The sequence below is a fragment of the Streptomyces sp. NPDC087787 genome (genome assembly GCF_044743035.1).
Taxonomy (GTDB): Bacteria; Actinomycetota; Actinomycetes; order Streptomycetales; family Streptomycetaceae; genus Streptomyces.
The window spans coordinates 44,364-66,514 of the sequence record NZ_JBIUVQ010000016.1 but is presented as its reverse complement, the minus strand read 5'-3'; the positions used below and the strand labels follow the sequence as shown (position 1 = coordinate 66,514).

Annotated in this window: 20 protein-coding genes; 9 read left to right on the top strand and 11 right to left on the bottom strand. The window is 72.3% G+C overall.

Features of this window, described 5'->3' with window-relative positions; all coding sequences use genetic code 11:
• Nucleotides 1-3: 3 nt before the first annotated feature.
• The 3 genes from ACIOWN_RS24670 to ACIOWN_RS24660 all read right to left on the bottom strand — a co-directional run bounded on the left by ACIOWN_RS24670 (nt 4) and on the right by ACIOWN_RS24660 (nt 3,627).
• Nucleotides 4-825 carry a hypothetical protein gene (locus tag ACIOWN_RS24670; RefSeq protein ID WP_362345355.1) on the bottom strand — a complete coding sequence of 274 codons (822 nt, stop codon included), beginning with the start codon at nt 823-825 and terminating at the stop codon, nt 4-6.
• 310 nt (nt 826-1,135) lie between these two features.
• A complete protein-coding gene (locus ACIOWN_RS24665; RefSeq protein ID WP_362345353.1) occupies nt 1,136-2,356 on the bottom strand; it encodes an acetyl-CoA C-acetyltransferase in 1,221 nt (406 codons plus the stop codon).
• Nucleotides 2,357-2,547: 191 nt separating this feature from the next.
• Complete coding sequence (locus tag ACIOWN_RS24660) at nt 2,548-3,627, bottom strand: SGNH/GDSL hydrolase family protein (protein ID WP_362345352.1); 1,080 nt, start codon at nt 3,625-3,627, stop codon at nt 2,548-2,550.
• A 159-nt stretch (nt 3,628-3,786) separates the two neighbouring features.
• On the opposite strand from ACIOWN_RS24660, the gene ACIOWN_RS24655 reads away from it, so the two are divergent.
• Entirely contained in the window at nt 3,787-5,178 is a 1,392-nt protein-coding gene (locus ACIOWN_RS24655; RefSeq protein WP_362345350.1) for a cystathionine beta-synthase, read from the top strand.
• A 444-nt stretch (nt 5,179-5,622) separates the two neighbouring features.
• Here the strand turns inward: ACIOWN_RS24655 and ACIOWN_RS24650 are convergent, their stop codons facing one another.
• Nucleotides 5,623-6,060, bottom strand: coding sequence for a hypothetical protein (locus tag ACIOWN_RS24650; RefSeq protein ID WP_362345348.1), 438 nt, complete (start codon nt 6,058-6,060; stop codon nt 5,623-5,625).
• 295 nt (nt 6,061-6,355) lie between these two features.
• Between ACIOWN_RS24650 and ACIOWN_RS24645 the strand changes: the two genes are divergently transcribed.
• Together ACIOWN_RS24645 and ACIOWN_RS24640 are read left to right on the top strand one after the other, a co-directional pair.
• A complete protein-coding gene (locus tag ACIOWN_RS24645) occupies nt 6,356-7,198 on the top strand; it encodes a MurR/RpiR family transcriptional regulator (RefSeq protein WP_362345346.1) in 843 nt (280 codons plus the stop codon).
• Between the two features lie 116 nt (nt 7,199-7,314).
• Nucleotides 7,315-7,917, top strand: coding sequence for a hypothetical protein (locus tag ACIOWN_RS24640; RefSeq protein ID WP_362345344.1), 603 nt, complete (start codon nt 7,315-7,317; stop codon nt 7,915-7,917).
• Nucleotides 7,918-8,017: 100 nt separating this feature from the next.
• Here the strand turns inward: ACIOWN_RS24640 and ACIOWN_RS24635 are convergent, their stop codons facing one another.
• From ACIOWN_RS24635 to ACIOWN_RS24615, 5 genes are all read right to left on the bottom strand, one after another.
• Nucleotides 8,018-8,392 (bottom strand): hypothetical protein, encoded by a 375-nt coding sequence (locus ACIOWN_RS24635; RefSeq protein WP_362345343.1) that lies wholly within the window; start codon nt 8,390-8,392, stop codon nt 8,018-8,020.
• 22 nt (nt 8,393-8,414) lie between these two features.
• On the bottom strand, nt 8,415-8,915 hold the full coding sequence (locus ACIOWN_RS24630) for a roadblock/LC7 domain-containing protein (RefSeq protein WP_362345341.1): 501 nt from the start codon (nt 8,913-8,915) through the stop codon (nt 8,415-8,417).
• A gap of 13 nt (nt 8,916-8,928) precedes the next feature.
• Nucleotides 8,929-9,777, bottom strand: coding sequence for a transcriptional regulator (locus ACIOWN_RS24625; RefSeq protein WP_362345339.1), 849 nt, complete (start codon nt 9,775-9,777; stop codon nt 8,929-8,931).
• Nucleotides 9,774-10,166: a hypothetical protein gene (locus ACIOWN_RS24620; RefSeq protein ID WP_362345337.1), complete on the bottom strand. Its 393-nt coding sequence runs from the start codon at nt 10,164-10,166 to the stop codon at nt 9,774-9,776. Before ACIOWN_RS24620 ends, ACIOWN_RS24625 begins: the two co-directional genes overlap by 4 nt.
• A gap of 268 nt (nt 10,167-10,434) precedes the next feature.
• Entirely contained in the window at nt 10,435-11,808 is a 1,374-nt protein-coding gene (locus ACIOWN_RS24615; protein ID WP_362345965.1) for a diaminopimelate decarboxylase, read from the bottom strand.
• 227 nt (nt 11,809-12,035) lie between these two features.
• Here ACIOWN_RS24615 and hutU point away from each other — a divergent pair, with 227 nt between their 5' ends.
• From hutU to hutI, 4 genes are all read left to right on the top strand, one after another.
• Nucleotides 12,036-13,754 carry a urocanate hydratase gene (gene hutU / locus ACIOWN_RS24610; protein WP_362345335.1) on the top strand — a complete coding sequence of 573 codons (1,719 nt, stop codon included), beginning with the start codon at nt 12,036-12,038 and terminating at the stop codon, nt 13,752-13,754.
• Between the two features lie 83 nt (nt 13,755-13,837).
• Nucleotides 13,838-15,040 carry an allantoate amidohydrolase gene (locus ACIOWN_RS24605; RefSeq protein WP_401983393.1) on the top strand — a complete coding sequence of 401 codons (1,203 nt, stop codon included), beginning with the start codon at nt 13,838-13,840 and terminating at the stop codon, nt 15,038-15,040.
• Nucleotides 15,037-16,386: a formimidoylglutamate deiminase gene (locus tag ACIOWN_RS24600; RefSeq protein ID WP_401983340.1), complete on the top strand. Its 1,350-nt coding sequence runs from the start codon at nt 15,037-15,039 to the stop codon at nt 16,384-16,386. Before ACIOWN_RS24605 ends, ACIOWN_RS24600 begins: the two co-directional genes overlap by 4 nt.
• Nucleotides 16,387-16,412: 26 nt before the next feature.
• Entirely contained in the window at nt 16,413-17,585 is a 1,173-nt protein-coding gene (gene hutI, locus ACIOWN_RS24595; RefSeq protein WP_362345331.1) for an imidazolonepropionase, read from the top strand.
• Between the two features lie 86 nt (nt 17,586-17,671).
• Here hutI and ACIOWN_RS24590 read toward each other — a convergent pair whose 3' ends face one another.
• Nucleotides 17,672-18,607 carry an RNA polymerase sigma factor SigF gene (locus tag ACIOWN_RS24590; RefSeq protein WP_362345329.1) on the bottom strand — a complete coding sequence of 312 codons (936 nt, stop codon included), beginning with the start codon at nt 18,605-18,607 and terminating at the stop codon, nt 17,672-17,674.
• A 239-nt stretch (nt 18,608-18,846) separates the two neighbouring features.
• On the opposite strand from ACIOWN_RS24590, the gene ACIOWN_RS24585 reads away from it, so the two are divergent.
• Together ACIOWN_RS24585 and ACIOWN_RS24580 are read left to right on the top strand one after the other, a co-directional pair.
• A complete protein-coding gene (locus ACIOWN_RS24585) occupies nt 18,847-19,224 on the top strand; it encodes an STAS domain-containing protein (RefSeq protein ID WP_100571008.1) in 378 nt (125 codons plus the stop codon).
• A 249-nt stretch (nt 19,225-19,473) separates the two neighbouring features.
• Nucleotides 19,474-20,022 (top strand): ATP-binding protein, encoded by a 549-nt coding sequence (locus tag ACIOWN_RS24580; protein ID WP_362345327.1) that lies wholly within the window; start codon nt 19,474-19,476, stop codon nt 20,020-20,022.
• A gap of 66 nt (nt 20,023-20,088) precedes the next feature.
• Here the strand turns inward: ACIOWN_RS24580 and ACIOWN_RS24575 are convergent, their stop codons facing one another.
• Entirely contained in the window at nt 20,089-21,627 is a 1,539-nt protein-coding gene (locus ACIOWN_RS24575; RefSeq protein ID WP_362345325.1) for an oligopeptide:H+ symporter, read from the bottom strand.
• Nucleotides 21,628-22,151: the final 524 nt, after the last annotated feature.

The following is a 22,151-nucleotide window of genomic DNA, read 5'->3' as shown; positions in this document are numbered from 1 at the left end:
TCGCTACAGCGACGCGATGACCCGGTCGGCCAGGATGTAGACCTGCTCCGTGCCGCAGGTGAAGGTGAGCGTGTAGGCGCCCGAGACGCCGGAGCCGCCGAGCAGCACCGGGGTCTCGCCCGCGCGCAGCGCGTCGGCCAGGCGTTCCGCGGTCTCGCGGTGACCGGGGGTCATGCACAGGGTCGTACCGTCGGCGAAGACGTAGACGTCGAGGGTGCCCAGCGGGCCCGGGCGGACGTCGGCGAGTTCCACGCCGGACTCGGCCAGGTCCTCCAGCGTGGCGAGCGTCTGCTCGTGGTCGCCCCCGATGGGCGAGGGGTGCGGGGTGAAGTCCGGGTGCGAGGGGTGCCGGCGGCGGGCCGCGGCCAGCTCGGGGGACTCCCCGGAGGCGCCGCCCTGGGCGCAGTCCTTGCCGGAGAACTCGTCGGCCTCCGGGCCGGGCTCGGCCACCGGCTCCAGGTGTTCGAGGCCGGTCAGATCGGCCTGCCGGGGCAGGAACAGCTCGCTGTCGGGCAGTCCCAGCAGGGAGGGCGCGTCGGCGGCGTCCCTGGCCTCCTGCGCGGCCCAGAAGGCGCGCGCCTCGGCCAGCTCCCGCTCCCGCTCCTCGGTGAGCGCCTCCACCACGGCGGCACGTATCTGCTCCGTGTCCGCGTGGCCGCGGGCGGCGGGCAGCAGTGCGCGCGCGGTGGCCGCGTGGTTCTGCGCGAGCTGCGTGTGCAGGGCCGCGACCTGGCGGCGCAGCACCCACAAGGTGCGCAGTACAGCGACGCCCACGGCGCCGGTGGCGGCCGTGGTGAGCAGCAAGGCGATGGGCATGGCGCTCACTGACGTACTCCCGGGTTCAAGGTCGACCCCCGACTTCCTACATCAGCTTGAAGGGTGGACTATCCAAGTGTCAGTGCGTAATGTCACGAAACGGACAGAATTATGGCCTGATGCGGCCCCAGAGGCCTCCGTGATGAAGCGCTGACCTGCGTAAACCTCTCCGCCAAGGGAGATAGGTCACATCCTGAGTGAGATTGGATCACAAAACGGCCCGGAACCAAGGCGTTTCTTGGATTCCGGGCCGTTCGGTCACTACCGGTGGTAAAGCGGCCACTGACGGTCTCTCAGTTGGCCCTGGTGTCGCGGTGGATCAGCTGAGGCGTTCGACGACCATCGCCATGCCCTGACCGCCGCCGACGCACATCGTCTCCAGTCCGAACTGCTTGTCGTGGAACTGGAGGGAGTTGACGAGTGTTCCGGTGATGCGCGCGCCGGTCATGCCGAAGGGGTGGCCCACGGCGATCGCGCCGCCGTTGACGTTCAGCCGGTCCAGGTCGATGCCGAGGTCGCGGTAGGACGGGATCACCTGGGCGGCGAAGGCCTCGTTGATCTCGACCAGGTCGATGTCGCCCACGGTCAGCCCGGCCCGCTTCAGGGCCTGCCGGGACGCCTCGACCGGACCGAGTCCCATGATCTCCGGGGACAGGGCCGAGACGCCGGTGGAGACGATCCGGGCGAGCGGGGTGAGGCCCAGCTCGCGAGCCTTGGTGTCGGACATGATGACGACCGCGGCGGCACCGTCGTTGAGCGGGCAGCAGTTGCCGGCGGTGACCAGGCCGTCCGGGCGGAAGACGGGCTTGAGGCCGGCCACGCCCTCCATGGTCACGCCGGGGCGCGGGCCGTCGTCCTTGCCGATCACCGTGCCGTCGGGCAGCGTCACCGGGGTGATCTCCCGCTCCCAGAAGCCGTTCTTGAGGGCCTCCTCGGCGAGGTTCTGCGAGCGCACGCCGAACTCGTCCATCTCCTGGCGGGTGACGCCCTTGAGGCGGGCCAGGTTCTCCGCGGTCTGGCCCATCGCGATGTAGGCGTCCGGGACCAGACCGTCCTCGCGCGGGTCGTGCCAGGACGAGCCGCCCTGCTCGGCCCTGGCCGCGGTGCGGGCCTCGGCCTCGGCGAAGACCGGGTTGTGGGTGTCCGGCAGGCTGTCGGAGTTGCCCTTGGTGAACCGGGAGACCGTCTCGACGCCGGCCGAGACGAACACGTCGCCCTCGCCGGCCCTGATCGCGTGCAGGGCCATCCGGGAGGTCTGGAGCGAGGAGGAGCAGTAGCGCGTGATCGTGCAGCCGGGCAGGTGGTCCATCCCCATCTGCACGGCGACGATCCGGCCGAGGTTGTTGCCCTGCTCGCCGCCGGGCAGTCCGCAGCCGAGCATCAGGTCGTCGATGTCCCGGGGGTCCAGCTCGGGGATCTTCGCGAGCGCCGCCTGGACGATCGTGGCGGTGAGGTCGTCGGGGCGCAGGTCCTTGAGGGAGCCCTTGAAGGCGCGGCCGATGGGGGAGCGGGCAGTCGAGACGATGACGGCTTCGGGCATCACGACTCCATGTCGGTAGGGCGGCGCGCCGCGCTCGTGGAGGTGGTCGGGGCGACCGGGCGGCCGTGTGGTCGATTGCGGGCGGCTGCTTGGAAGTTACCCGTACGTACGGTCAGGGTCACTCCTGCCGGGGTGTGACCCTGACCGCAATTTTCTAAGCGCTTGCTTTCCCTGCTCGCCCGGGGTCGGTCTCAGACCGCACGAAGACCGCCACCGGACTCGTCCCAGCCCGTCGGGGTGAGGGGCTCCTCGCACGGCCCGGAAGAGGCCGGGTCGGGCTCGGGGACCCGGCGCCGCCGGCGCCGCTTGAGCAGCGCCCAGGGCCCGCGCGGGCCGGTCGGCAGGGCCGCCGTGACCTCCGTGCCCGCCTGCGACGCGGCCTCGGCCGCCGCGCGGGCCACCGGCAGGAAGCCCTCGCTGCGGAAGACGTCCGGACGCTCCTCCTCGGACGGCCACAGGCCCAGCGCCGCGCACACCGTCGGCAGCACCGCCATCGCCGCCGTCGCGTACCCCTCCGCCGAGGGGTGGTAGTTGTCCGGACCGAACAGCTCCCGCGGGTTCGCCGCGAACTCGGGACCCAGCAGGTCGCCCAGCGACACGGTCCGGCCCCCCTGCTCCACCGCCCCGATCGTCTGCGCCGCCGCAAGCTGGCGCGAGGCCCGCCGGGCCAGCCATCGCAGCGGCTGCTGGACCGGCTCGATCGTGCCGAGGTCCGGGCAGGTGCCCACGACGACCTCCGCGCCCGCCGTGCGCAGCCGCCGCACCGCCGCCGACAGATGGCGCACCGAGCGCGTCGGCGGCATCCGGTGGGTCACGTCGTTCGCACCGACCATGATCACGCAGATGTCCGGCATCCGCTCCGGATCGCCGAGCACCAGCGCCACCTGGCGGTCCAGGTCGTCCGACCGGGCACCGGGCAGCGCCACGTTGCGCATCCGCACCGGGTGTTCCGCCACCGCCGCCAGACCGGACGCCAGCAGCGCGCCCGGCGTCTGCCCGGCCCGGTGCACCCCCTGCCCCGCGGCCGTGGAGTCGCCGAGCATGACCAGGCTCAGCGGCGGCTCGCCGGGAGTGTCGTAGGCGCGGCCGTACAGGCCGTCCGCGACCGGCACGTGGTTGTCCGTGCCGTTGCCCACGTGACGCTTGGCCATCCGCACCTCGGCCAGCAGCAGGCCGACGGACGCGGCACCGACCAGACCGAGTCCGCCGCCGCCGTACGCGGCGCCGGCCGCGATCCGCCGGGCCACTCTCGCCCTCGACATGTTCGTCATGCCAGCCGACACCTCCTCGTAGCCGTACATCCACTCCTTGCCCCGTACGGACCGTTGTCCAATCTCGACGGGGAGTGAACGCCCACCCCCGGCCCGGCCCCCTGGCCTTAGGCTGGCGGCACACCACGACCACATCTTTTGCAGCAACCGGAGACAACGGTGCAATTCCACGACTCGATGATCAGCCTCGTCGGCAACACCCCGCTGGTTCGGCTCAACAACGTCACCAAGGGGATCAAGGCGACCGTCCTGGCGAAGGTCGAGTACTTCAACCCCGGCGGCTCCGTGAAGGACCGCATCGCCCTGCGCATGATCGAGGCGGCCGAGCAGAGCGGGGAGCTCAGGCCCGGTGGCACGATCGTCGAGCCGACCAGTGGGAACACCGGTGTGGGACTGGCCATCGTGGCCCAGCAGAAGGGCTACAAGTGCATCTTCGTGTGCCCTGACAAGGTCTCCACGGACAAGATCAACGTGCTGCGCGCGTACGGCGCCGAAGTGGTCGTGTGCCCGACGGCCGTCGCGCCGGAGCACCCGGACTCCTACTACAACGTCTCCGACCGGCTGGTCCGTGAGACCCCCGGAGCCTGGAAGCCCGACCAGTACTCGAACCCGAACAACCCCCTGTCGCACTACCACTCCACCGGTCCCGAGCTGTGGGAGCAGACCGAGGGCAAGATCACGCACTTCGTGGCGGGCGTCGGCACCGGCGGCACCATCTCCGGCACCGGGCGCTATCTGAAGGAGGCCAGCGACGGCAGGGTCAAGGTCATCGGCGCCGACCCGGAGGGCTCGGTGTACTCCGGCGGCTCCGGGCGGCCCTACCTCGTCGAGGGTGTCGGTGAGGACTTCTGGCCGACCGCCTACGACCAGAGCGTGGCCGACGAGATCGTCGCCGTCTCCGACAAGGACTCCTTCCAGATGACCCGCCGCCTCGCCAAGGAGGAGGGCCTGCTGGTCGGCGGCTCCTGCGGCATGGCCGTCGTCGGGGCGCTGCGGGTGGCCGAGCGGCTCGGCCCGGACGACGTCGTGGTGGTCCTGCTGCCGGACAGCGGGCGCGGATACCTGTCGAAGATCTTCAACGACGAGTGGATGGCCGACTACGGCTTCCTGGAGGACGAGGGCCCGAGCGCCCGCGTCGCCGACGTGCTCAGCGACAAGGAGGGCGGCTCCATCCCGTCCCTGGTCCACATGCACCCGGACGAGACCGTGGGCGAGGCCATCGAGGTGCTGCGCGAGTACGGCGTCTCGCAGATGCCGATCGTGAAGCCGGGCGCCGGCCACCCGGACGTCATGGCGGCCGAGGTGGTCGGCTCGGTGGTCGAGCGGGAGCTGCTGGACGCGCTGTTCACCAAGCGGGCCGCGCTGGAGGACCCGCTGGAGAAGCACATGTCGGCCCCGCTGCCGCAGGTCGGTTCCGGCGAGCCGGTCGCCGACCTGATGTCCGTGCTGGGCTCGGCGGACGCGGCGATCGTGCTGGTGGAGGGCAAGCCGACCGGCGTCGTCAGTCGTCAGGACCTGCTCTCCTTCCTGGCCAAGGGCGGAAAGCACTGACGCCCCGGCGTCGCGGCCGATGTGCCGGCGCGCCGGCGGGGAACACGCGGTGATCCGCGACTGAGAGGCAGTCGCGGAAACGGTACGCGCGTGTCACGTGCACGCAGCACCCGCTTAACACGCGTCCGGCACATTGGTGGGCGTCGGAAGGGGCGGGGACCGCCTCCCGGGCGCCGGGCGCCCGGGGGAGGCCGTCTGCCCCGGCCGGCGCCGTGCGGCGTCGCGGACCTCCGGAGCGGCTCCCGGACCTCCATGGACGCCACGGACGCGACGTCCCGGTCCTGACCCGGCTCGCGTCCCCCGCGGGGACCGCCGTCGTCCCGCCCCCCGTTCCACGGGGGTGCGGCGGTCCCCGCGCATACGCTTCGGCCCCGTGCGGTCATCCGTGGACGGCCGGGGTCGCGGAAGTCGAACGGCCGCGGGTCTCGTCCTCCGGGCGGCCGCTCAGTCCTTCCAGGTGTCGTCCTCCGCGCGGTCGCGGCGGCGGGCGGTGAACAGGCCCGGCGTGGTGCGGGCGGCCTGGACGGCGTTGACGCCCACGATCCCGACCCAGGCGACGATGAGGCCGGGCAGGTGCGCGACGGCCCCGCCGATCGCGGACAGCGGCACCGCCAGTACCAGCGAGACGATGCCGAAGCCGAAGCGCTCGCCCCAGGAGTCGGTGGCCTTCGGCGCGCGGGAGCCCCGCGCCGCCGTCATCTGCTGCTCGGCGAACTGCCGGCGCATCCGGCGCTCGACAGCCCCGTCGATGCGCTGGTCGACCTTCTCCAGAAACGAGTCGACCAGCGCCGACTCGTACTCCTCACCCAGCTCCCTGCGGGCCTGCAGGGAGGCGTCGAGGTCCTTCTTCAGGTCTGTGTCCCGCCCGTCCATTCCCGTCATGCGGACCAGGCTAGGGAGCCGGGCCGCCCACCGCACTGGGGACAGCCCCCCAGTCGGGGCGGGGGCGGGCCACCGTCGGTGTCGCCGGGGCTGCGGCCGGCGACACCGACGGGGCCCGCTCACAGTAAGCGCACGTATTGTCACACTCTGGGCATTCGTGGCCGGGTTTAATCACACTTGGCCTTTCCCTTGCTCTGGCTGTATGGCCTCATGCAGAGTTCTTGGTGTCTGAATAGAAACTGGTCGGGGAGATACCCTCCCGGGGCGTCGACGACATCTGGAGGGGAAGCACGTCATGAGCGTGACCGACAGCCCTGCCGCACGGCTGCAGGCGCTCTTCGAGGGGCACCGGCTCACACCGACCCAGCGGCGCATCGCGCACAGCATGGTGCGCAGGGCCGCCGACGTGCCCTTCCTGTCCAGCGTCGAGCTGGCCGAACTCGCCGGGGTCAGCCAGCCGTCGGTGACCCGCTTCGCGGTCGCCCTGGGCTTCGACGGCTACCCGGCGCTGCGCCGGCACCTGCGCGAGGTCGCGCCCACCGAACCGGTGGCGCAGCCGGCCTCGTACAACGAGTACCAGCAGGCGGTCGAGGCCGAGATCGAGAACCTCAGGCACCTGGCGGAGGCGCTGGCCGATCCCCGGCCGGTGCGCAGGGCGGGACAGGTGCTCGCCGCCTCACGCCCGCTGCCGGTCCTCGGCCTGCGGGCCGCCGCCGCCCAGGCCTACGGCTTCGCGTACTTCGCCGCCAAGGTCCACCCGGACGTACGGCTGCTCGACGAGGGCGGCACGATGATCGAGGACCGCATCGACGGCGCCGTACGGGCGGGCGCCTCGGCGCTGCTGTGCTTCGCGCTGCCGCGCCACCCGCGCGAGGTGGTGGACACCCTCGCCCATGCCAAGGAGGCGGGGCTGACCGTCGTCACGGTCGCGGACTCGGCCTTCGCGCCGGTCGCCAAGCACACCGACCTGCTGCTGCCCGCCGCCGTGGGCACCGGGCTCGCCTTCGACACCGCCTGTGCGCCGATGCTGCTCGGCCGGGTGCTCCTGGAGGCGATGTGCGACGACCTGCCCGACGCGCAGGCGCGCCTGGAGGAGTTCGACGGGAAGGCCGCGGCGCGGGGGCTTTTCGTGGAGTAGCACCTCGTGACGCCCGGGGGCCCGGCTGTTCTCGGAGGTGCTCTCAGACTCGTCTCACCAACGCTCGCTAGCCTGCCCGCCCGAACGAGGGTGCCGGGACGACGAGGAGGCAGGGCATGGCGCGGGCTGGTCGCACAGGTCGGGGAGGTCAGGGCCTGGCCCGGGTGGCCGTCGTGGTGCGGGCCGGAGCCGCGCCGCTGTGGTGGCTCGGGGTGTTCGCGGCGGGGATCGGCGTACTGGTGCCGGGGCTGACCGGGCGCCGGATCGGTGTCCTGGCGGGGGCCGCGCTGTTCCTGGTGACGGCGGCCGTCGTGGCCTGCGCCCGGCGCCGGCGCTACAGGGCCCTGGCCAGGGGCGCCTCCCGGGCGGGACGCCACGACGTGCTCCAGGACCGGGCGGTGAGCGTGCGTGTCTGGCGCCGGGGGCACCGCTGGTGGCTCGCGCCGGCCTTTCTGGCCGCGCTGGGCGGCTCCTTCGTCCTGCCCGCGGCCGGCGGCCTCCTGCTGGCCGGCGCCGGGGTGGGCCTGTGGCTCAAGGCCGGCTGGCTGGGGCGGCTGGAGCGGGCCGAGGACACGCTGCTGTGGGTGCGCGTCGACTGGCTGGGCAAGCGGGGCGGGCGCCCCGCGGGCAGGACGGTGCGGGGCTACCGCGGTACCGGCCTCGCGGCGGGCGACGCGGCCCCGGGCGGAGCACGCCGCCGCACCGCGGCGCTCGGCTAGGGTCTTTCGTTTGGATCAGGCCGCTCCCTGATCCGGCCTGATCCAAACGAGAGGCCCTAGGACAGATGGATCCTGCGGGTCTGACTCCGGCGGGCCGGGGTCAGACCTCCAGCTCCTCCTCGATTCTCCTCAGCTGGTGGCGGGCCATCGCCAGGTTGGCCCGCTTGGCGTCGAGGACGAGGTAGAGGAACAGTCCGTTCCCGCCGCGCCCACTGATCAGACGGATCAGGTGGTACTGGTCGGTCAGCGTGATCAGGATGTCCTCGATCTGCGCCTTGAGGCCGAGGTGTTCCATCGTGCGCATCTTGGCTCGTACGACGTCGGTGTTGCCCGCGGCGGCGACGTTCAGGTCGAAGCTCTTGCTGCCGCCCATCGTGCCCAGCGCCATGCCGCTGGTGTAGTCGACGAGCGCGACGCCTGTCGCTCCCTCGATGGAGGCGAGCGCTTCCTTCAGGCAGGTCTCGGTATTGGCCATGGCCAGGGGTCTCCTTGTTCTGTCAACTTTCGGTGGTGGTGCGCGCGTTGGTGGCAGTGGTGCGCGGCGCGCGGGTGGTTCTGGCCCGTGCGGTGCCGGTCCTGGTGGCCGGTTTCACGGCCTTCGCGGCCGTCGTACCGGGAGCCTTGACCGCCTCGGCGTCGACCAGTTCCCCGATGCGGGCGCCCGCCCGGCGGCCCTCCAGGTGCAGACGGCCGACGTTGACGCGGTCCTGCGCGAGCAGGGTCAGCACCGCGGTGCGGCCCGCCGCGTAGGTCGCGACATAGCCGTGGACGCCCCGCACGAGCAGTTCGCGCAGATCGCCCTGGCCGGTCACGTCCGCCATGCGCACGGCGACGCCGAGCGCGGTAGCGGTGAGCGCGGCCACGCTCTCCGGCTCCACGCCGGGGGTGTCGTGGGCCAGTACAAGGCCGTCGACACTGGCGGCGAGGGCGCCGGTGAGCTGGGGTACCCGGGCTCTGAGCCGACGCAGCTCGTCCAGGATCTCGGGCTCGGCTGCCATCCGGTGTCTCCTCTCAAAGGGCCTCCAGCGCATCCCTGAGCCTCTTCAGCAGCGTGATGTGGGGGTCGGTGGTGTACGCCAGCCGGTCGGCGAGCGTCGTGGTCTGCCCGGCGCCGTCCGGTACGGGCTCGTCCTTGGGCGCGACGGCCGGCGCGACGAGCCCGGCGGCCGCGAGACGCCGTACGTCCACCAGGGTGTGGAAGGCCTGCCGGCCCAGTTCCCTGGCCAGGTCCGTGGCCGTGCGGGTGCCGTCGATCCGCTCCAGAAGCGTCTGCTGGCGGGGCGTCAGTTCCGGTGCCGCGGTGCTGTGCGTCCGCACCAGCGGGGTGCTGTCCGGCGCGGCGTCGGGCCAGACGCGGTGCAGCAGCTCACGGCGGCGCAGGATCTCGCGCTCCAGGGCGGCCAACGGGACCGGCAGGACGGGACCGAGCGGGTGGGCGATCCCGTAGCGGAACCGGCCCGGGGTGCTGCTCGGGGCGAGCGCGAAGTAGGCGGCGTCGTGGAGCGCGCCCAGATGGCACAGCTCCAGGGCGCCCTCGGTCAGATGGCCGCCGGCCAGCAGCCGGTGCGCGGCGCCGTGCCGGTCGTCGGCCCCGGCGACCGCGTCCCGCCACGCCTCGGCCGTCAGCGTGCCGTGGGCGGTGAGCAGCAGGTCGAGGCCGGGGCTCAGAGGGCTCTCGGCGTGCGTCACCCGGCCCTCGTCGAGGTAGAGCGTGCCGTGCTCGCGGACCAGGACGCCGGTGGCGTGCTCCGCGGCGAGCCGGGTCAGCATCGGCGAGAGGCCGCCCCAGGCCCGGTCTTCGTCGGCCGGCTTGCTGCGCACCGGCAGCTGGGGCGGGGGCGGGATGTCGACCACGGTCATCCCAGCACCAGCCGCTCGGCCATCTCGCCCAGGCGTATGCGGGCCAGGGCGAGGTTGCCGTCGGCGCGGGTCAGCCACAGGTGCAGGAACACGCTGCTGTCGAAGGACGTGTCCACGAACCGCAGCAGGTGGTAGCTGTCGCGGTTGCTGACGATCAGGTCCTCCACCGGGGGACGCTCGCCGGTTGGGTCCTCGGCGGCGGCGAAGGCGCCGTGCTCGGCGGCCAGCCGGGCCAGTTCGGCGGCCTCCGCCGCGGTGGTCTCGTGGTCGCCGCCCGGGGACTCCCCGACGGTGCCCAGGGCAAGTCCGCTCGTCCAGTCGACCAGCGCGGCGCCTCTGGCACCGGGCAGCCGCATGGCTTCCAGTAGGCACTCGTCGATTCCGGGCACCGTTGTTCCTCTCCCACCGGGGGTTCGGCTGAGTGATGCCGAGGCTACGCACGGTGCACGCCGGTGGTGAGGGTTACGGGCATTTTCCGGTGGAACATGCGACCGAGCGGCTAATGTGGGTCGACTGAACCGGATTTCGGGCGGGTCGCGCCGCATCCACGGTGCGTCTCAAGGCCTTTGACGTGCCTCGGCGTCCTGGACGCACACGCGCTCGGCGCCCTGGACGCGTCTCATCGTCCAGGACGTGCCGCGAGGCCTTCGGCGTTCCTCAAGCGCGCTCGGGTGTGCCCAAGGTGGTGAGCGCCGACGCGTGCGCCCCTCCGGACTCCGCCACGATCTCCTCGACCGGCTGCGGCTCGCGCACGAGGGCGAAGGCGACGCCTCCGGAACCGTCTGGGGCATAGCCGTGGACCCCGGGCCGGGGCAGGGAGTTGTAGGCGTAGTGGTGGGCGAAGCAGTACGCCCCGGTGTCCAGCGCCGCCACATGGTCGCCCGGTTCGAGCAGGGCGAGCGCGCGGGCCTCGGCGAGCAGGTCGCCCGCGAAGCAGGCGGGCCCGGCCACGTCCTGCACCACCTCGGGTCCCGGCTTGGGCCGCCCCTTCGCGTCGTACGCGGCCAGGCGCAGCGGCCAGGCCTCCGGCACGTAGACGGTGCGCGTCGCGACCTGCACGCCCGCGTGGGTCACGGCGACCGGCCGCCCCCCGGCGCTCTTGGTGTACTCCACCCGCGCCACCGTCGTGCCCTGCTTGGCCAGCAGCGACCGCCCGAACTCGGTCACCAGTCCGTACCGCCCCTCGCACAGCCCCGGCACCACCTCGCGCAGCAGCCGCGCATAGTGCGCGTACGTCGGCGCGGTCGCCTCGGAGCCGAAGTTCACCGGCAGCCCGCCGCCGATGTCGAGGGTGTCGATCTGCCGCCGTCCCGCGCGCGCGTTGATCTCCTCGGCGAGCTCGAACGTCCGCGCCACGCCCTGCGCCATCAGGGAGAGCGGGATGCCCTGGGACCCGGTGTGGGCGTGCAGCCGGGTCAGCCACGGACGGTCGAGATACGCCCGCACCACCCACTCGCGGGCGCCCTCGTCGCGCAGCGCCACCCCGAACTTGGAGGTCGCCTTGGCCGTCGACAGCGCCTCGATGGCGCCCCCGCCGACCTGCGGGTTCACCCGTATCCCGAGTGGTGAGCGAGGGGTGGCGGAGCCCACGAGGGCGTCGATGCGGGCCAGCTCCTGGGGGTTGTCCGCGTTGACGGCGATGCCCAGTTCCAGCGCCTCGCGCAGCTCGGCCGGCGTCTTCGCGGGGGAGTCCAGGACGGTACGGGTGGGCGGCACCCCGGCCGCCCGCGCCAGCGCCAGTTCCCCCGGGCTCGCCACCTCGGCGCCGACACCCTCCTCGTGCAGCAGCCGCAGGACGGGCACGAGCGGGGTCGCCTTGACCGCGAAGGCGTGCAGCACCGGGGTTCCCGGCGCCAGCACCGCCTCGAACGCTGCCCGGAGCGCCGCCGCGGACTCCCGGATGCCGGTGACGTCGAGCAGGCCCACGACGGGGGAGCCGGGGCCGAGCAGCCCCCGCGCCACCGCGGCCCGCACCGCCTGGTCCCGCCGCACGGCCCGCTCGCGGTCCGCCTCGGCGAGGCTCCGGTCCATGCCCTCGCTGACGCCCTCGTCGATGTCGTCGTCGATGTTCCCGGCCATGCCGCGCCCCCGGTCCCGTCGGTGTGCCTCCAGGTCCCGCCTTCCTGACCTGGAGCCGGCCAAACATCCGCCCACGCCGCGCGCCGCCCGGCGCGCACGTATTGACTAGTTCTATTCATCACGCCAGGATGTGAATAGACGCAGTAATAACCCCGGGAGCACCCACCAGGAGGCAGACCATGTCAGGACCCCGCCCGCCCGTCTCCCGCCGCCACCCTCAAACGAGGCCCTACGGGCCGCCCCCTGGTGGAGTACGAGCGCCGCGCGGTACGGAACTGAGCGCCCTGGGATGGCAGCAGGAAGCCGCCCTGCGGATGCTCCAGAACAACCTCGACCCCGAGGTCGCCGAGCACCCCGACAAGCTCGTCGTCTACGGCGGCACCGGCAAGGCCGCCCGCGACTGGCGCTCCTTCGACGCCATGGTCCGCACGCTGCGGACCCTCAAGGCCGACGAGACCATGCTCGTCCAGTCCGGCCGCCCGGTCGGCGTCATGCAGACTCACGAGTGGGCCCCGCGCGTGCTGCTGGCCAACTCCAACCTCGTCGGCGACTGGGCCAACTGGGAGGAGTTCCGCCGCCTGGAGAACCTCGGCCTGACGATGTACGGCCAGATGACCGCCGGGTCCTGGATCTACATCGGCACCCAGGGCATCCTCCAGGGCACCTACGAGACCTTCGCCGCCGTCGCCGCGAAGAAGTTCGGCGGCACGCTCGCCGGGACGATCACCCTGACCGCCGGCCTCGGCGGCATGGGCGGCGCCCAGCCCCTCGCCGTCACCATGAACGACGGCGTGGCCATCTGCGTCGACTGCGACCCGCGCGCCATCGAGCGGCGCATCGAGCACCGCTACCTCGACGTGAAGGCCGACTCCCTGGAGCAGGCCCTCCGCCTGGCCGTGGAGGCGCGCGACCAGCGCAAGCCCCTGTCCATCGGCGTGCTCGGCAACGCCGCCGAACTCGTCCCGCGGCTCCTCGCGATGGGCGCGCCCATCGACATCGTCACCGACCAGACCTCCGCGCACGACCCGCTGGCCTACCTGCCGCTGGGCACCGACTTCGACGACATGGCCGACGCCGCCGCCAAGGACCCGGCCGGCTTCACCACCCGGGCCCGTGAGTCCATGGCCCGGCACGTCGAGGCCATGGTCGGCTTCATGGACGCAGGCGCCGAGGTCTTCGACTACGGCAACTCGATCCGCGGCGAGGCACAACTCGCCGGGTACGAGCGGGCGTTCGCCTTCCCCGGCTTCGTCCCCGCCTACATCCGGCCGCTGTTCTGCGAGGGCAAGGGCCCGTTCCGCTGGGCCGCGCTGTCCGGTGAGGCGTCCGACATCGCCAAGACCGACAAGGCGATCCTGGAGCTGTTCCCCGAGAACGAGTCCCTGGCGCGCTGGATCAAGCTGGCCGGCGAGCGCGTCCACTTCCAGGGCCTGCCCGCCCGCATCTGCTGGCTCGGCTACGGCGAGCGCGACAAGGCGGGCGAGCGGTTCAACGACATGGTCGCGAGCGGTGAGCTCCAGGCGCCGGTCGTGATCGGCCGCGACCACCTCGACTGCGGCTCCGTCGCCTCCCCGTACCGGGAGACCGAGGCCATGCTCGACGGCTCCGACGCGATCGCCGACTGGCCCCTGCTGAACGCGATGGTGAACGTGGCCTCGGGCGCGTCCTGGGTGTCGATCCACCACGGCGGCGGCGTCGGCATGGGACGGTCCATCCACGCCGGACAGGTGACGGTCGCCGACGGCACCGCGCTCGCCGGGGAGAAGATCCGCCGGGTGCTCACCAACGACCCCGGCATGGGCGTGATCCGGCACGTGGACGCCGGGTACGACATCGCGGAGTCGGTGGCCGGCGAACGCGGGGTGCGCGTGCCCATGCGCGAGGGCGAGGAGGCGTGACGCGGCATCCCGCCGACCCGGGCGAGGCCCGTCCGGCCGCGGCGCGGACCCCGGCGCCCGCCGTGGGCGACTCCTTCCACACGATGTGGCGGGAACTGCTCCCGATCGGGCGCCACCCCGGGTCCGGCGGTTACCGGCGCTTCGCCTGGACCGCGGCCGACGCCGAGTGCCGGGCCTGGTTCCGGCAGCAGGCCGAGGACCGCGGCCTGGACTACGAGGTCGACCGCAACGGCAACCAGTGGGCCTGGCTCGGCGACCCCGAGGCCGGGGACGCCGTGGTCACCGGGTCGCACCTCGACTCCGTGCCCGACGGCGGGGCCTTCGACGGGCCGCTGGGCGTCGTGTCCTCCTTCGCCGCCCTCGACGAACTGCGCGACAGGAACGCGCGGTTCGCCAAGCCGCTCGCCCTCGTCAACTTCGGTGACGAGGAGGGCGCCCGGTTCGGGCTGGCCTGCACCGGCTCGCGGCTGACCGCCGGGCACCTCACCGTCGAGCAGGCGCACCGGCTCACCGACGCCGACGGGGTCACCCTGCCCAGGGCCATGGAGGCCGCCGGGTACGACCCCCACGCCATCGGCCCCGACCCGGAGCGGCTCGCGCGCATCGGCGCCTTCGTCGAACTGCACGTCGAGCAGGGCCGCGCCCTCGACCTGACCGGCGACGCCGTCGGTGTGGCCAGTGCCATCTGGCCGCACGGGCGGTGGCGGTTCGACTTCCGGGGCGAGGCCAACCACGCGGGCACCACCCGGCTCGTCGACCGGCGCGACCCGATGCTGCCGTACGCGGAGACCGTGCTCGCGGCCCGGCGCGAGGCCGCGCTCGCGGGCGCCGTCGCCACCTTCGGCAAGATCGCCGTCGAGCCGAACGGCGTCAACGCGATCCCGTCCCTGGTGCGCGGCTGGCTCGACTCCCGCGCCGCCGACCAGACGACCCTGGACACCGTGGTCACCGGCGTCGAGAAGGCGGCCCGCGAGTACGCCGCCGCTCACGGCGTCGACCTGGACGTGGTCCGCGAGTCCTTCACCCCCGTCGTCGAGTTCGACCACGCGCTGCGTGACGAACTCGCCCGCATCCTGGGCGCCGGCACCGAGCTGAAGGTGCCGGTGCTCGGCACGGGCGCCGGACACGATGCCGGAATCCTGTCCGGGACCGTCCCGACCGCCATGCTGTTCGTGCGCAACCCCACCGGTGTCTCGCACTCCCCGGCCGAATCCGCGGCCGAGGACGACTGCGTGGCCGGGGTGCGCGCACTCGCCGACGTACTGGAAGGGCTGGCCTGCACGTGACCCCCACCGAGCAGACGCGGACGTACTGGCTGGAGCAGGCCTGGCTCGGCAGCTACGTCGAGCCGGGCGTGGCGCTCGACGTGCGCGGCGGCCGCGTCGCGGCCGTCCGCACGGGCGTGCCCGTCCCGCCGCCGGGCGCCGAGGTGCTGCGGGGCCTCACGGTCCCGGGACTCGCCAACGCGCACAGCCACGCCTTCCACCGGGCCCTGCGCGGCACCGTCCAGGTCGGCTCGGGGACCTTCTGGACCTGGCGCGAGGTCATGTACTCCACCGCCGACCGGCTCACTCCCGAGACGTACCACGCGCTGGCCCGCGCGGTGTACGCCGAGATGGCGCTGGCCGGCATCACGGCCGTCGGCGAGTTCCACTACGTCCACCACGCGCCGGGAGGCACCCGGTACGCCGACCCGAACGCGATGGGCGAGGCCCTGATCGCGGCCGCCGCCGAGGCCGGGATCCGCATCACCCTCCTCGACACCTGTTACCTGTCCTCCGGGTTCGGGCAGTCGCCCGACAGCCACCAGCTCCGCTTCTCCGACGGGACGGCCGAGGCCTGGGCCGAACGCTGTTCAGTTCTCAAGGAACACGATCACGCGCGGATCGGTGCCGCCGTGCACTCCGTACGGGCCGTGCCGGCGCGGGAGCTGGAGACGGTGGCGCGGTGGGCCGAGGAGCGGCGGGCCCCGCTCCATGTGCACCTGTCGGAGCAGACCGCCGAGAACGACGCCTGCCGGGCCGCCCACGGGTGCACCCCGGCCCGGCTGCTGGCCGACCACGGCGTCCTCGGCCCGCGCACGACCGGCGTGCACAGCACCCACCTGACCGACGAGGACATCGCCCTGCTCGGCGGATCCCGCACCGGCACCTGCATGTGCCCGACCACCGAGCGGGACCTGGCCGACGGCATCGGACCCGCCGTCGCCCTCCAGCGCGCCGGCTCCCCGCTCTCCCTGGGCTCCGACAGCCACGCCGTCATCGACCTGCTCGAAGAGGCCCGCGCGATAGAGCTGAACGAGCGGCTGCGCACCCGCACCCGCGGCCACTGGACGGCCGCGTCCCTGCTGCGGGCCGCCACCGCCGACGGGCACGCCGCCCTCGGCTGGTCCGACGCGGGCAGCCTCACCCCCGGCGCCCTCGCCGACTTCACGACGCTCGCGCTGGACTCGGTCAGGACAGCGGGGACGCTGCCCAGGCTCGGCGCCGAGACAGCCGTATTCGCGGCGACCGCCGCCGACGTACGCCATACGGTCGTGGCCGGCCGGCACGTCGTGCGGGACGGCTCCCACACCCTCGTACCGGATGTGCCGTCGGCGCTGGCAGGCGCCGTCGAGGCACTGCGCGGCTGAATCCCCCCGTCACCCCTGAGGACACCATGAGCAGCACCGTCATCACCAACATCGCCACGCTGGTCACCAACGACCCCTCCCTCGGTGACGGATCCCCCCTCGGACTGGTCCGGGACGCGGCCGTCGTCATCGACGGAGACCACGTCGCGTGGACCGGTGAATCCAGCAAAGCACCCGCCACTGACAACCGGGTCGACGCCGGCGGCCGGGCGGTGATCCCCGGCTTCGTCGACTCCCACTCCCACCTGGTCTTCGCGGGCGACCGCACCGAGGAGTTCAACGCCCGTATGTCCGGCCGGGCCTACAGCGCAGGCGGCATCCGCACCACGGTCGCCGCCACCCGCGCCGCCACCGACGCCGAGCTGGAGGCCAACCTCACCCGCTACCTCGCCGAGGCCCTGCGCCAGGGCACGACCACGTTCGAGACCAAGTCCGGCTACGGCCTCACCGTCGCCGACGAGGCCCGCGCCCTGCGCATCGCCGCCGCGCACACCGACGAGGTCACCTACCTCGGCGCCCACATCGTCCCCCCGGACCACGCCGGGGACCCGGCGGCGTACGTCGCCCTGGTCACCGGGGAGATGCTGGACGCCTGCGCCCCGCACGCCCGCTGGATCGACGTCTTCTGCGAGAAGGGCGCCTTCGACGGCGACCAGGCCCGGGAGATCCTCACCGCGGGCATGGCCAAGGGCCTGCTTCCGCGCGTCCACGCCAACCAGCTCAGCCACGGCCCCGGCGTCCAGCTCGCCGTCGAGCTCGACGCGGCCAGCGCCGACCACTGCACGCATCTGACCGACGCGGACGTGGACGCGCTGGCGAACGGGAACACGGTCGCCACGCTCCTGCCCGGCGCCGAGTTCTCCACCCGCGCCCAGTGGCCCGACGCCCGCCGCCTCCTCGACGCGGGTGTCACGGTCGCCCTGTCCACCGACTGCAACCCGGGCTCGTCCTTCACGTCCTCGGTGCCCTTCTGCATCGCGCTCGCCGTACGCGACATGGGCATGACCCCGGACGAGGCGGTATGGGCGGCGACGGCGGGCGGTGCGAGGGCCCTGCGCCGCGACGACGTCGGCCGTCTGTCCCCGGGTGCCCGCGCCGACCTCGCCGTCCTGGACGCGCCCAGCCATGTGCACCTGGCCTACCGGCCGGGCGTCCCGCTGGTCACCGAGGTCTGGCGGCGCGGCGTGCGGGGGGCCTGAACAAGGACCGCGCAGGGCGGCGGTGAAGCGCCGGCCGCGGCCGGCGGGGCCGGCGGCCGGCGCTTCACCGCCGCCCCGTCACCCGGTCACTCGTCGAGTGTCAGGCCCTTGCGCAGTTGGCCGAGTGTGCGGGACAGCAGCCGGGAGACGTGCATCTGCGAGATGCCCAGTTCGTCGCCGATCTCCGACTGGGTCATGTTGGCGACGAACCGCAGGGACAGGATCTTCCGGTCCCGGGAGGGCAGTTGCGCGATCAGCGGCTTCAGCGCCTCCACGAACTCGATGCCTTCGAGACCGTGGTCCTCGTAGCCGATGCGGTCCGCGAGGGCGCCCTCGGAGTCGTCCTCCTCGGGCTGGGCGTCCAGCGACGAGGCGGTGTAGGCGTTGGAGGCGGCCATGCCCTCCACCACCTCGTCGTTGGACAGACCGAGGTGCTCGGCGAGTTCGGCGACCGTGGGGGCGCGGTCGAGCCGCTGGGCCAGTTCGTCACCGGCCTTGGCGAGGTCAAGCCGCAGTTCCTGGAGCCGGCGCGGGACGCGCACGGACCAGGAGGTGTCGCGGAAGAAGCGCTTGATCTCACCGATGATGGTGGGCATCGCGAACGTGGGGAACTCCACGCCCCGGGACAGCTCGAACCGGTCGATCGCCTTGATCAGGCCGATGGTGCCGACCTGGATGATGTCCTCCATCGGCTCGCTGCGGGAGCGGAAGCGGGAGGCGGCGAACTTGACGAGCGCGAGGTTGAGCTCGACGAGCGTGTTGCGGACGTACGAGTAGGCGTGAGTGCCTTCCTCGAGGGACTCCAGCCGCTCGAAGAGGGTCTTGGACAGGGCCCGGGCGTCGTCGGGGGCCACTTCGTCGTACGGGGGGATGTCCGGAAGTCCGGCCAGCGCGTCGGCCTGAGCGGCCCGCTCGGCGCGTACGTCGGGAAACTCGATGGGATCCAGGTGCTCCGTGGGGGATGCCGACGTCGCCATCCGGGTATGCGAGGCGTCGAGCCGGGGTGACATGATGTCCTCCATCGTTCTCGGCATATGGCTGCCGAAGCCAATTCGTGCACTGCGGTGTGCGGCGCCTCCAAAGCCGGCCGTGTCGGGTGCGGGTCTCTACTAGCCCTACCCGCTTTACCAACACCACCGCAAGTTCCTTGTGTGGGCCTATGTCCGGTTGTGTGTGGTTGTTCGGGTGTCGGAGCGGTAAGGGAAGGCGTAGTGTTCGAGGGCGTCAGTCAGCAGCCAAGACCCCGGGAGAGAGAGACGGCATGGACCGCGGGACGGTCGGCAGCGCACAGTCGGGCCGGCTTCTGGTGGAGGTGCGGCAAGAGGGCTCCAGCGCCGTCGTGACGCCGGCGGGTGAGCTCGATCACCACACGGCCGACCTGTTGCGTGAGCCGCTCGAGGAGTGTCTCGACAAGGGGCGCTCGCGCCTGGTGGTGGACTGTTCACGTCTGGAGTTCTGTGACTCCACGGGGTTGAACGTCCTGCTGGGCGCGCGACTGAAGGCGGAGGCGGCCGGAGGGGGTGTGCATCTGGCCGGGATGCTGCCGGTGGTGGCCCGCGTGTTCGAGATCACAGGGGCGGACGCGGTCTTCACCGTGCACGACTCCCTGGAGGACGCGCTGGCCGACGAGGCCGGCTGAGCCGGCCCCGGGACTCTCGACGTGCCCCTTTCGTGTTCCGCGCCCGGCGTACGCCGGGCGCCCGCACGGCGGGCCGAAAACGGGGGTGTTCCCCCCGATCGGTCGGGCAGGAGACAACCTGAGTGGATCGGCGGCCCTCGCGAGCCGGCTACCGGCATTCGGCGAATGAACGGACGTACCGGCGTGTACGTGTGAAGTGACTGGTGACTTTTGAATCGTGAACTGGTGAATCGGTGAGGTGAAGCGCTGATGAGCACCACCCGGCCTTACTCGCCGGGCGACCGCCGCCCGGAGCCCAGCGGCGCTTCCGGGGCGTCCGAGGGGGACGCGCCGGCGGGCGCGGTACCCCCAGGGGGTGCGACCGCCGTGCCGGCGGCCCCGTCCGGAAGTCGCCAGATCCGCAGGCTGAGCTTCGACGGCGAGAGCGGCGTCGTGCCGCTCGCCCGCGACTTCACCCGCCAGGCGCTGTACGCGTGGGGCTGGCTGCCCGCCGCGACCGCCGACCAGCGGGCCGCCGCCGAGGACGTACTCCTCGTGGTCTCCGAACTGGTCACCAACGCCTGCCTGCACGCCGAGGGACCCGACCAGCTGGAGATCACCTGCGACAACAAGGTGATCCGCGTCGAGGTCTCCGACCGCGGCACCGGACAGCCCTCCCCGCGGACCCCGCACCGCGCCGGACGCCCCGGCGGCCACGGCATGTTCATCGTCCAGCGGCTGTGCCTGGACTGGGGCGTCGTCCGCGCCCCCGGCGTCACCGGCAAGAGAGTGTGGGCCGAGCTGGGCGCACCCGCCTGAAAGACCGGCAACGCGGAAGGGCCGCCCCTCACGGGGGCGGCCCTTCCGCGTTGCTGCGGGGGGACGTCAGTGGACGTCGCCCATCAGGGACTTCACCTTCCGGCGGTACATGTACACCGCGACACCGGCGAGGGCGGCGAGGACCGCCTCCAGGGCCACCGCTCCCGTCCCGCTGAGGTCGACCCCGGCCACGGCCGGGTTGGACAGCAGGCTGGTGATGGAGTCGCCCGCGGTGACCGCGAGGAACCACACGCCCATCATCTGGCTGGCGTACTTGGCCGGCGCCATCTTGGTCGTCACGGACAGGCCGACCGGGGAGAGGCACAGCTCGCCGACGGTCTGGATCAGATAGATGCCGACCAGCCACATCGGGCTGACCATGGTGTCGCCGCCGGCCATGCCCAGCGGCAGCAGGAAGAAGAAGAACGACACGCCGATGAAGAACAGGGCGGCCGCGAACTTCGCGACGGTGCTCGGCTCCTTGCCCTTGCGGCTCAGCCACAGCCAGAACCAGGCGAAGACCGGGGCCAGCGCCATGATGAACACCGGGTTCAGCGACTGGTACCAGGAGGACGGGAAGCCGAAGCCGAGCAGCGAGGAGGAGGTCTTGGTCTCACCGAACGCCTGGACCGTGGAGCCGCCCTGGTCGTAGATCATCCAGAAGACGGCGGCCGCGACGAAGAACCAGATGTAGCCGGTCATCCTGGACTGCTCGGCGGTCGACAGCTCCTTGTCGCGCTTGATGCGCAGCAGGACGCCGGCCGGGATGACCAGACCGATGACGGTGAGCGGGATCATCGCCCAGTTCAGGGTGAAGTGGCCGGTGAAGCCGACGATGCCGTAGAAGACGGCGGCGACGGCCAGCCAGGTCAGGCCCTTGCGCAGCCAGGAGGCACGCTCGGCGGCGGCCAGCGGCTTCGGCACGACGCTGCTCTGCGGGCTCAGGTTCCGGGTGCCGATGAGGAAGGCCGCGAGGCCGATCGCCATGCCCACGGCGGCGAGGCCGAAGCCCAGGTGCCAGCTGACCTGCTGACCGACGGTGCCGATGATCAGCGGCGCGAAGAAGGCACCCATGTTGATGCCCATGTAGAAGATCGTGAAGCCACCGTCGCGGCGCGGGTCGTCCGGGCCGTTGTAGAGGTGGCCGACCATGGTGGAGATGTTGGCCTTCAGCAGGCCGGAGCCGAGCGCGACCAGCGCGAGACCGGCGAAGAAGGGCGCCTGGCCACCGGGCAGCGCCAGGACCGCGTGGCCCGCCATGATCGTGATCGCGGCGATCGCCACCGTCTTGCGGGGACCCCAGACGCGGTCGCCCAGCCACCCGCCGGGCATGGCGAGCAGGTACACCATCGACAGATAGACGGAGTAGATGGCGGTGGTGGTGGCCAGATCCATGCCGAGCCCACCGCTCATGCTCCCCTTTTTGGCGTCGGGGCCGCCGGAGAGCAGGTACACGACGAGAAGGGCACGCATGCCGTAGAAGCTGAAGCGCTCCCACATCTCGGTCATGAAGAGGGTGGCCAGGCCGCGGGGGTGGCCGAAGAAGGTCTTCTCGGAACCGGGGGTGCCCCGATGGACCGAGTCCTTCGTCAGGCTGGACGCCATGGTCGTTCCTTGCTGGTCGGGACGCGCCGCCCTCGGCGGTTGTGCGCCCGGTGGGGGTGGCCGGCACCGGCAGGCCCGAGGTCCACCCCACGCCCAGGGGGAGTCCGCTCCGGAACGCGAAGCGGGGGACGACGGCCACCGGGATCCACACCTCTGCCCGCGTCGACGCGCGTACGAGGCCCGGCCCTAGGTCGTTCTTACCGGGCCGGCCCGGGCCGGCCCGCTCACAGAAGAGACCTTCAGCGTCAATACGATCGCCAAAGGTCCCCTGTGTGCATCAGACGTTCAATCCACCATACGGCAGGACACTGCCGGATATGGAAGGACTTGAGAGATGAATCACAGGCTACAGGGGAACCCTGCCCTGCTTTCGAAGGTCTATTACCGAGGCCTCAAACGATCACATCCGGGCCGGCCGGTCAGGGGCGCGGGCCGCCGAGGCGGCCTCCGGCCGGCCGCAAGGTAAGAACCGCGCGTGTCGATCACACCGCAGGACCGCCCCAGCGGGCGGCGTCGGCGGACTA

Excerpts from the sequence above, each read along its gene's own strand:
- ACIOWN_RS24665 (WP_362345353.1), bottom strand. The coding sequence starts at position 2,356 with ATGCCCGAAGCCGTCATCGTCTCGACTGCCCGCTCCCCCATCGGCCGC.
- ACIOWN_RS24660 (WP_362345352.1), bottom strand. The coding sequence starts at position 3,627 with ATGACGAACATGTCGAGGGCGAGAGTGGCCCGGCGGATCGCGGCCGGC.
- ACIOWN_RS24650 (WP_362345348.1), bottom strand. The coding sequence starts at position 6,060 with ATGACGGGAATGGACGGGCGGGACACAGACCTGAAGAAGGACCTCGAC.
- ACIOWN_RS24645 (WP_362345346.1), top strand. The coding sequence starts at position 6,356 with ATGAGCGTGACCGACAGCCCTGCCGCACGGCTGCAGGCGCTCTTCGAG.
- ACIOWN_RS24640 (WP_362345344.1), top strand. The coding sequence starts at position 7,315 with ATGGCGCGGGCTGGTCGCACAGGTCGGGGAGGTCAGGGCCTGGCCCGG.
- ACIOWN_RS24635 (WP_362345343.1), bottom strand. The coding sequence starts at position 8,392 with ATGGCCAATACCGAGACCTGCCTGAAGGAAGCGCTCGCCTCCATCGAG.
- ACIOWN_RS24630 (WP_362345341.1), bottom strand. The coding sequence starts at position 8,915 with ATGGCAGCCGAGCCCGAGATCCTGGACGAGCTGCGTCGGCTCAGAGCC.
- ACIOWN_RS24625 (WP_362345339.1), bottom strand. The coding sequence starts at position 9,777 with ATGACCGTGGTCGACATCCCGCCCCCGCCCCAGCTGCCGGTGCGCAGC.
- ACIOWN_RS24615 (WP_362345965.1), bottom strand. The coding sequence starts at position 11,808 with ATGGACCGGAGCCTCGCCGAGGCGGACCGCGAGCGGGCCGTGCGGCGG.
- hutU (WP_362345335.1), top strand. The coding sequence starts at position 12,036 with ATGTCAGGACCCCGCCCGCCCGTCTCCCGCCGCCACCCTCAAACGAGG.
- ACIOWN_RS24605 (WP_401983393.1), top strand. The coding sequence starts at position 13,838 with ATGTGGCGGGAACTGCTCCCGATCGGGCGCCACCCCGGGTCCGGCGGT.
- hutI (WP_362345331.1), top strand. The coding sequence starts at position 16,413 with ATGAGCAGCACCGTCATCACCAACATCGCCACGCTGGTCACCAACGAC.
- ACIOWN_RS24590 (WP_362345329.1), bottom strand. The coding sequence starts at position 18,607 with ATGGAGGACATCATGTCACCCCGGCTCGACGCCTCGCATACCCGGATG.
- ACIOWN_RS24585 (WP_100571008.1), top strand. The coding sequence starts at position 18,847 with ATGGACCGCGGGACGGTCGGCAGCGCACAGTCGGGCCGGCTTCTGGTG.
- ACIOWN_RS24580 (WP_362345327.1), top strand. The coding sequence starts at position 19,474 with ATGAGCACCACCCGGCCTTACTCGCCGGGCGACCGCCGCCCGGAGCCC.
- ACIOWN_RS24575 (WP_362345325.1), bottom strand. The coding sequence starts at position 21,627 with ATGGCGTCCAGCCTGACGAAGGACTCGGTCCATCGGGGCACCCCCGGT.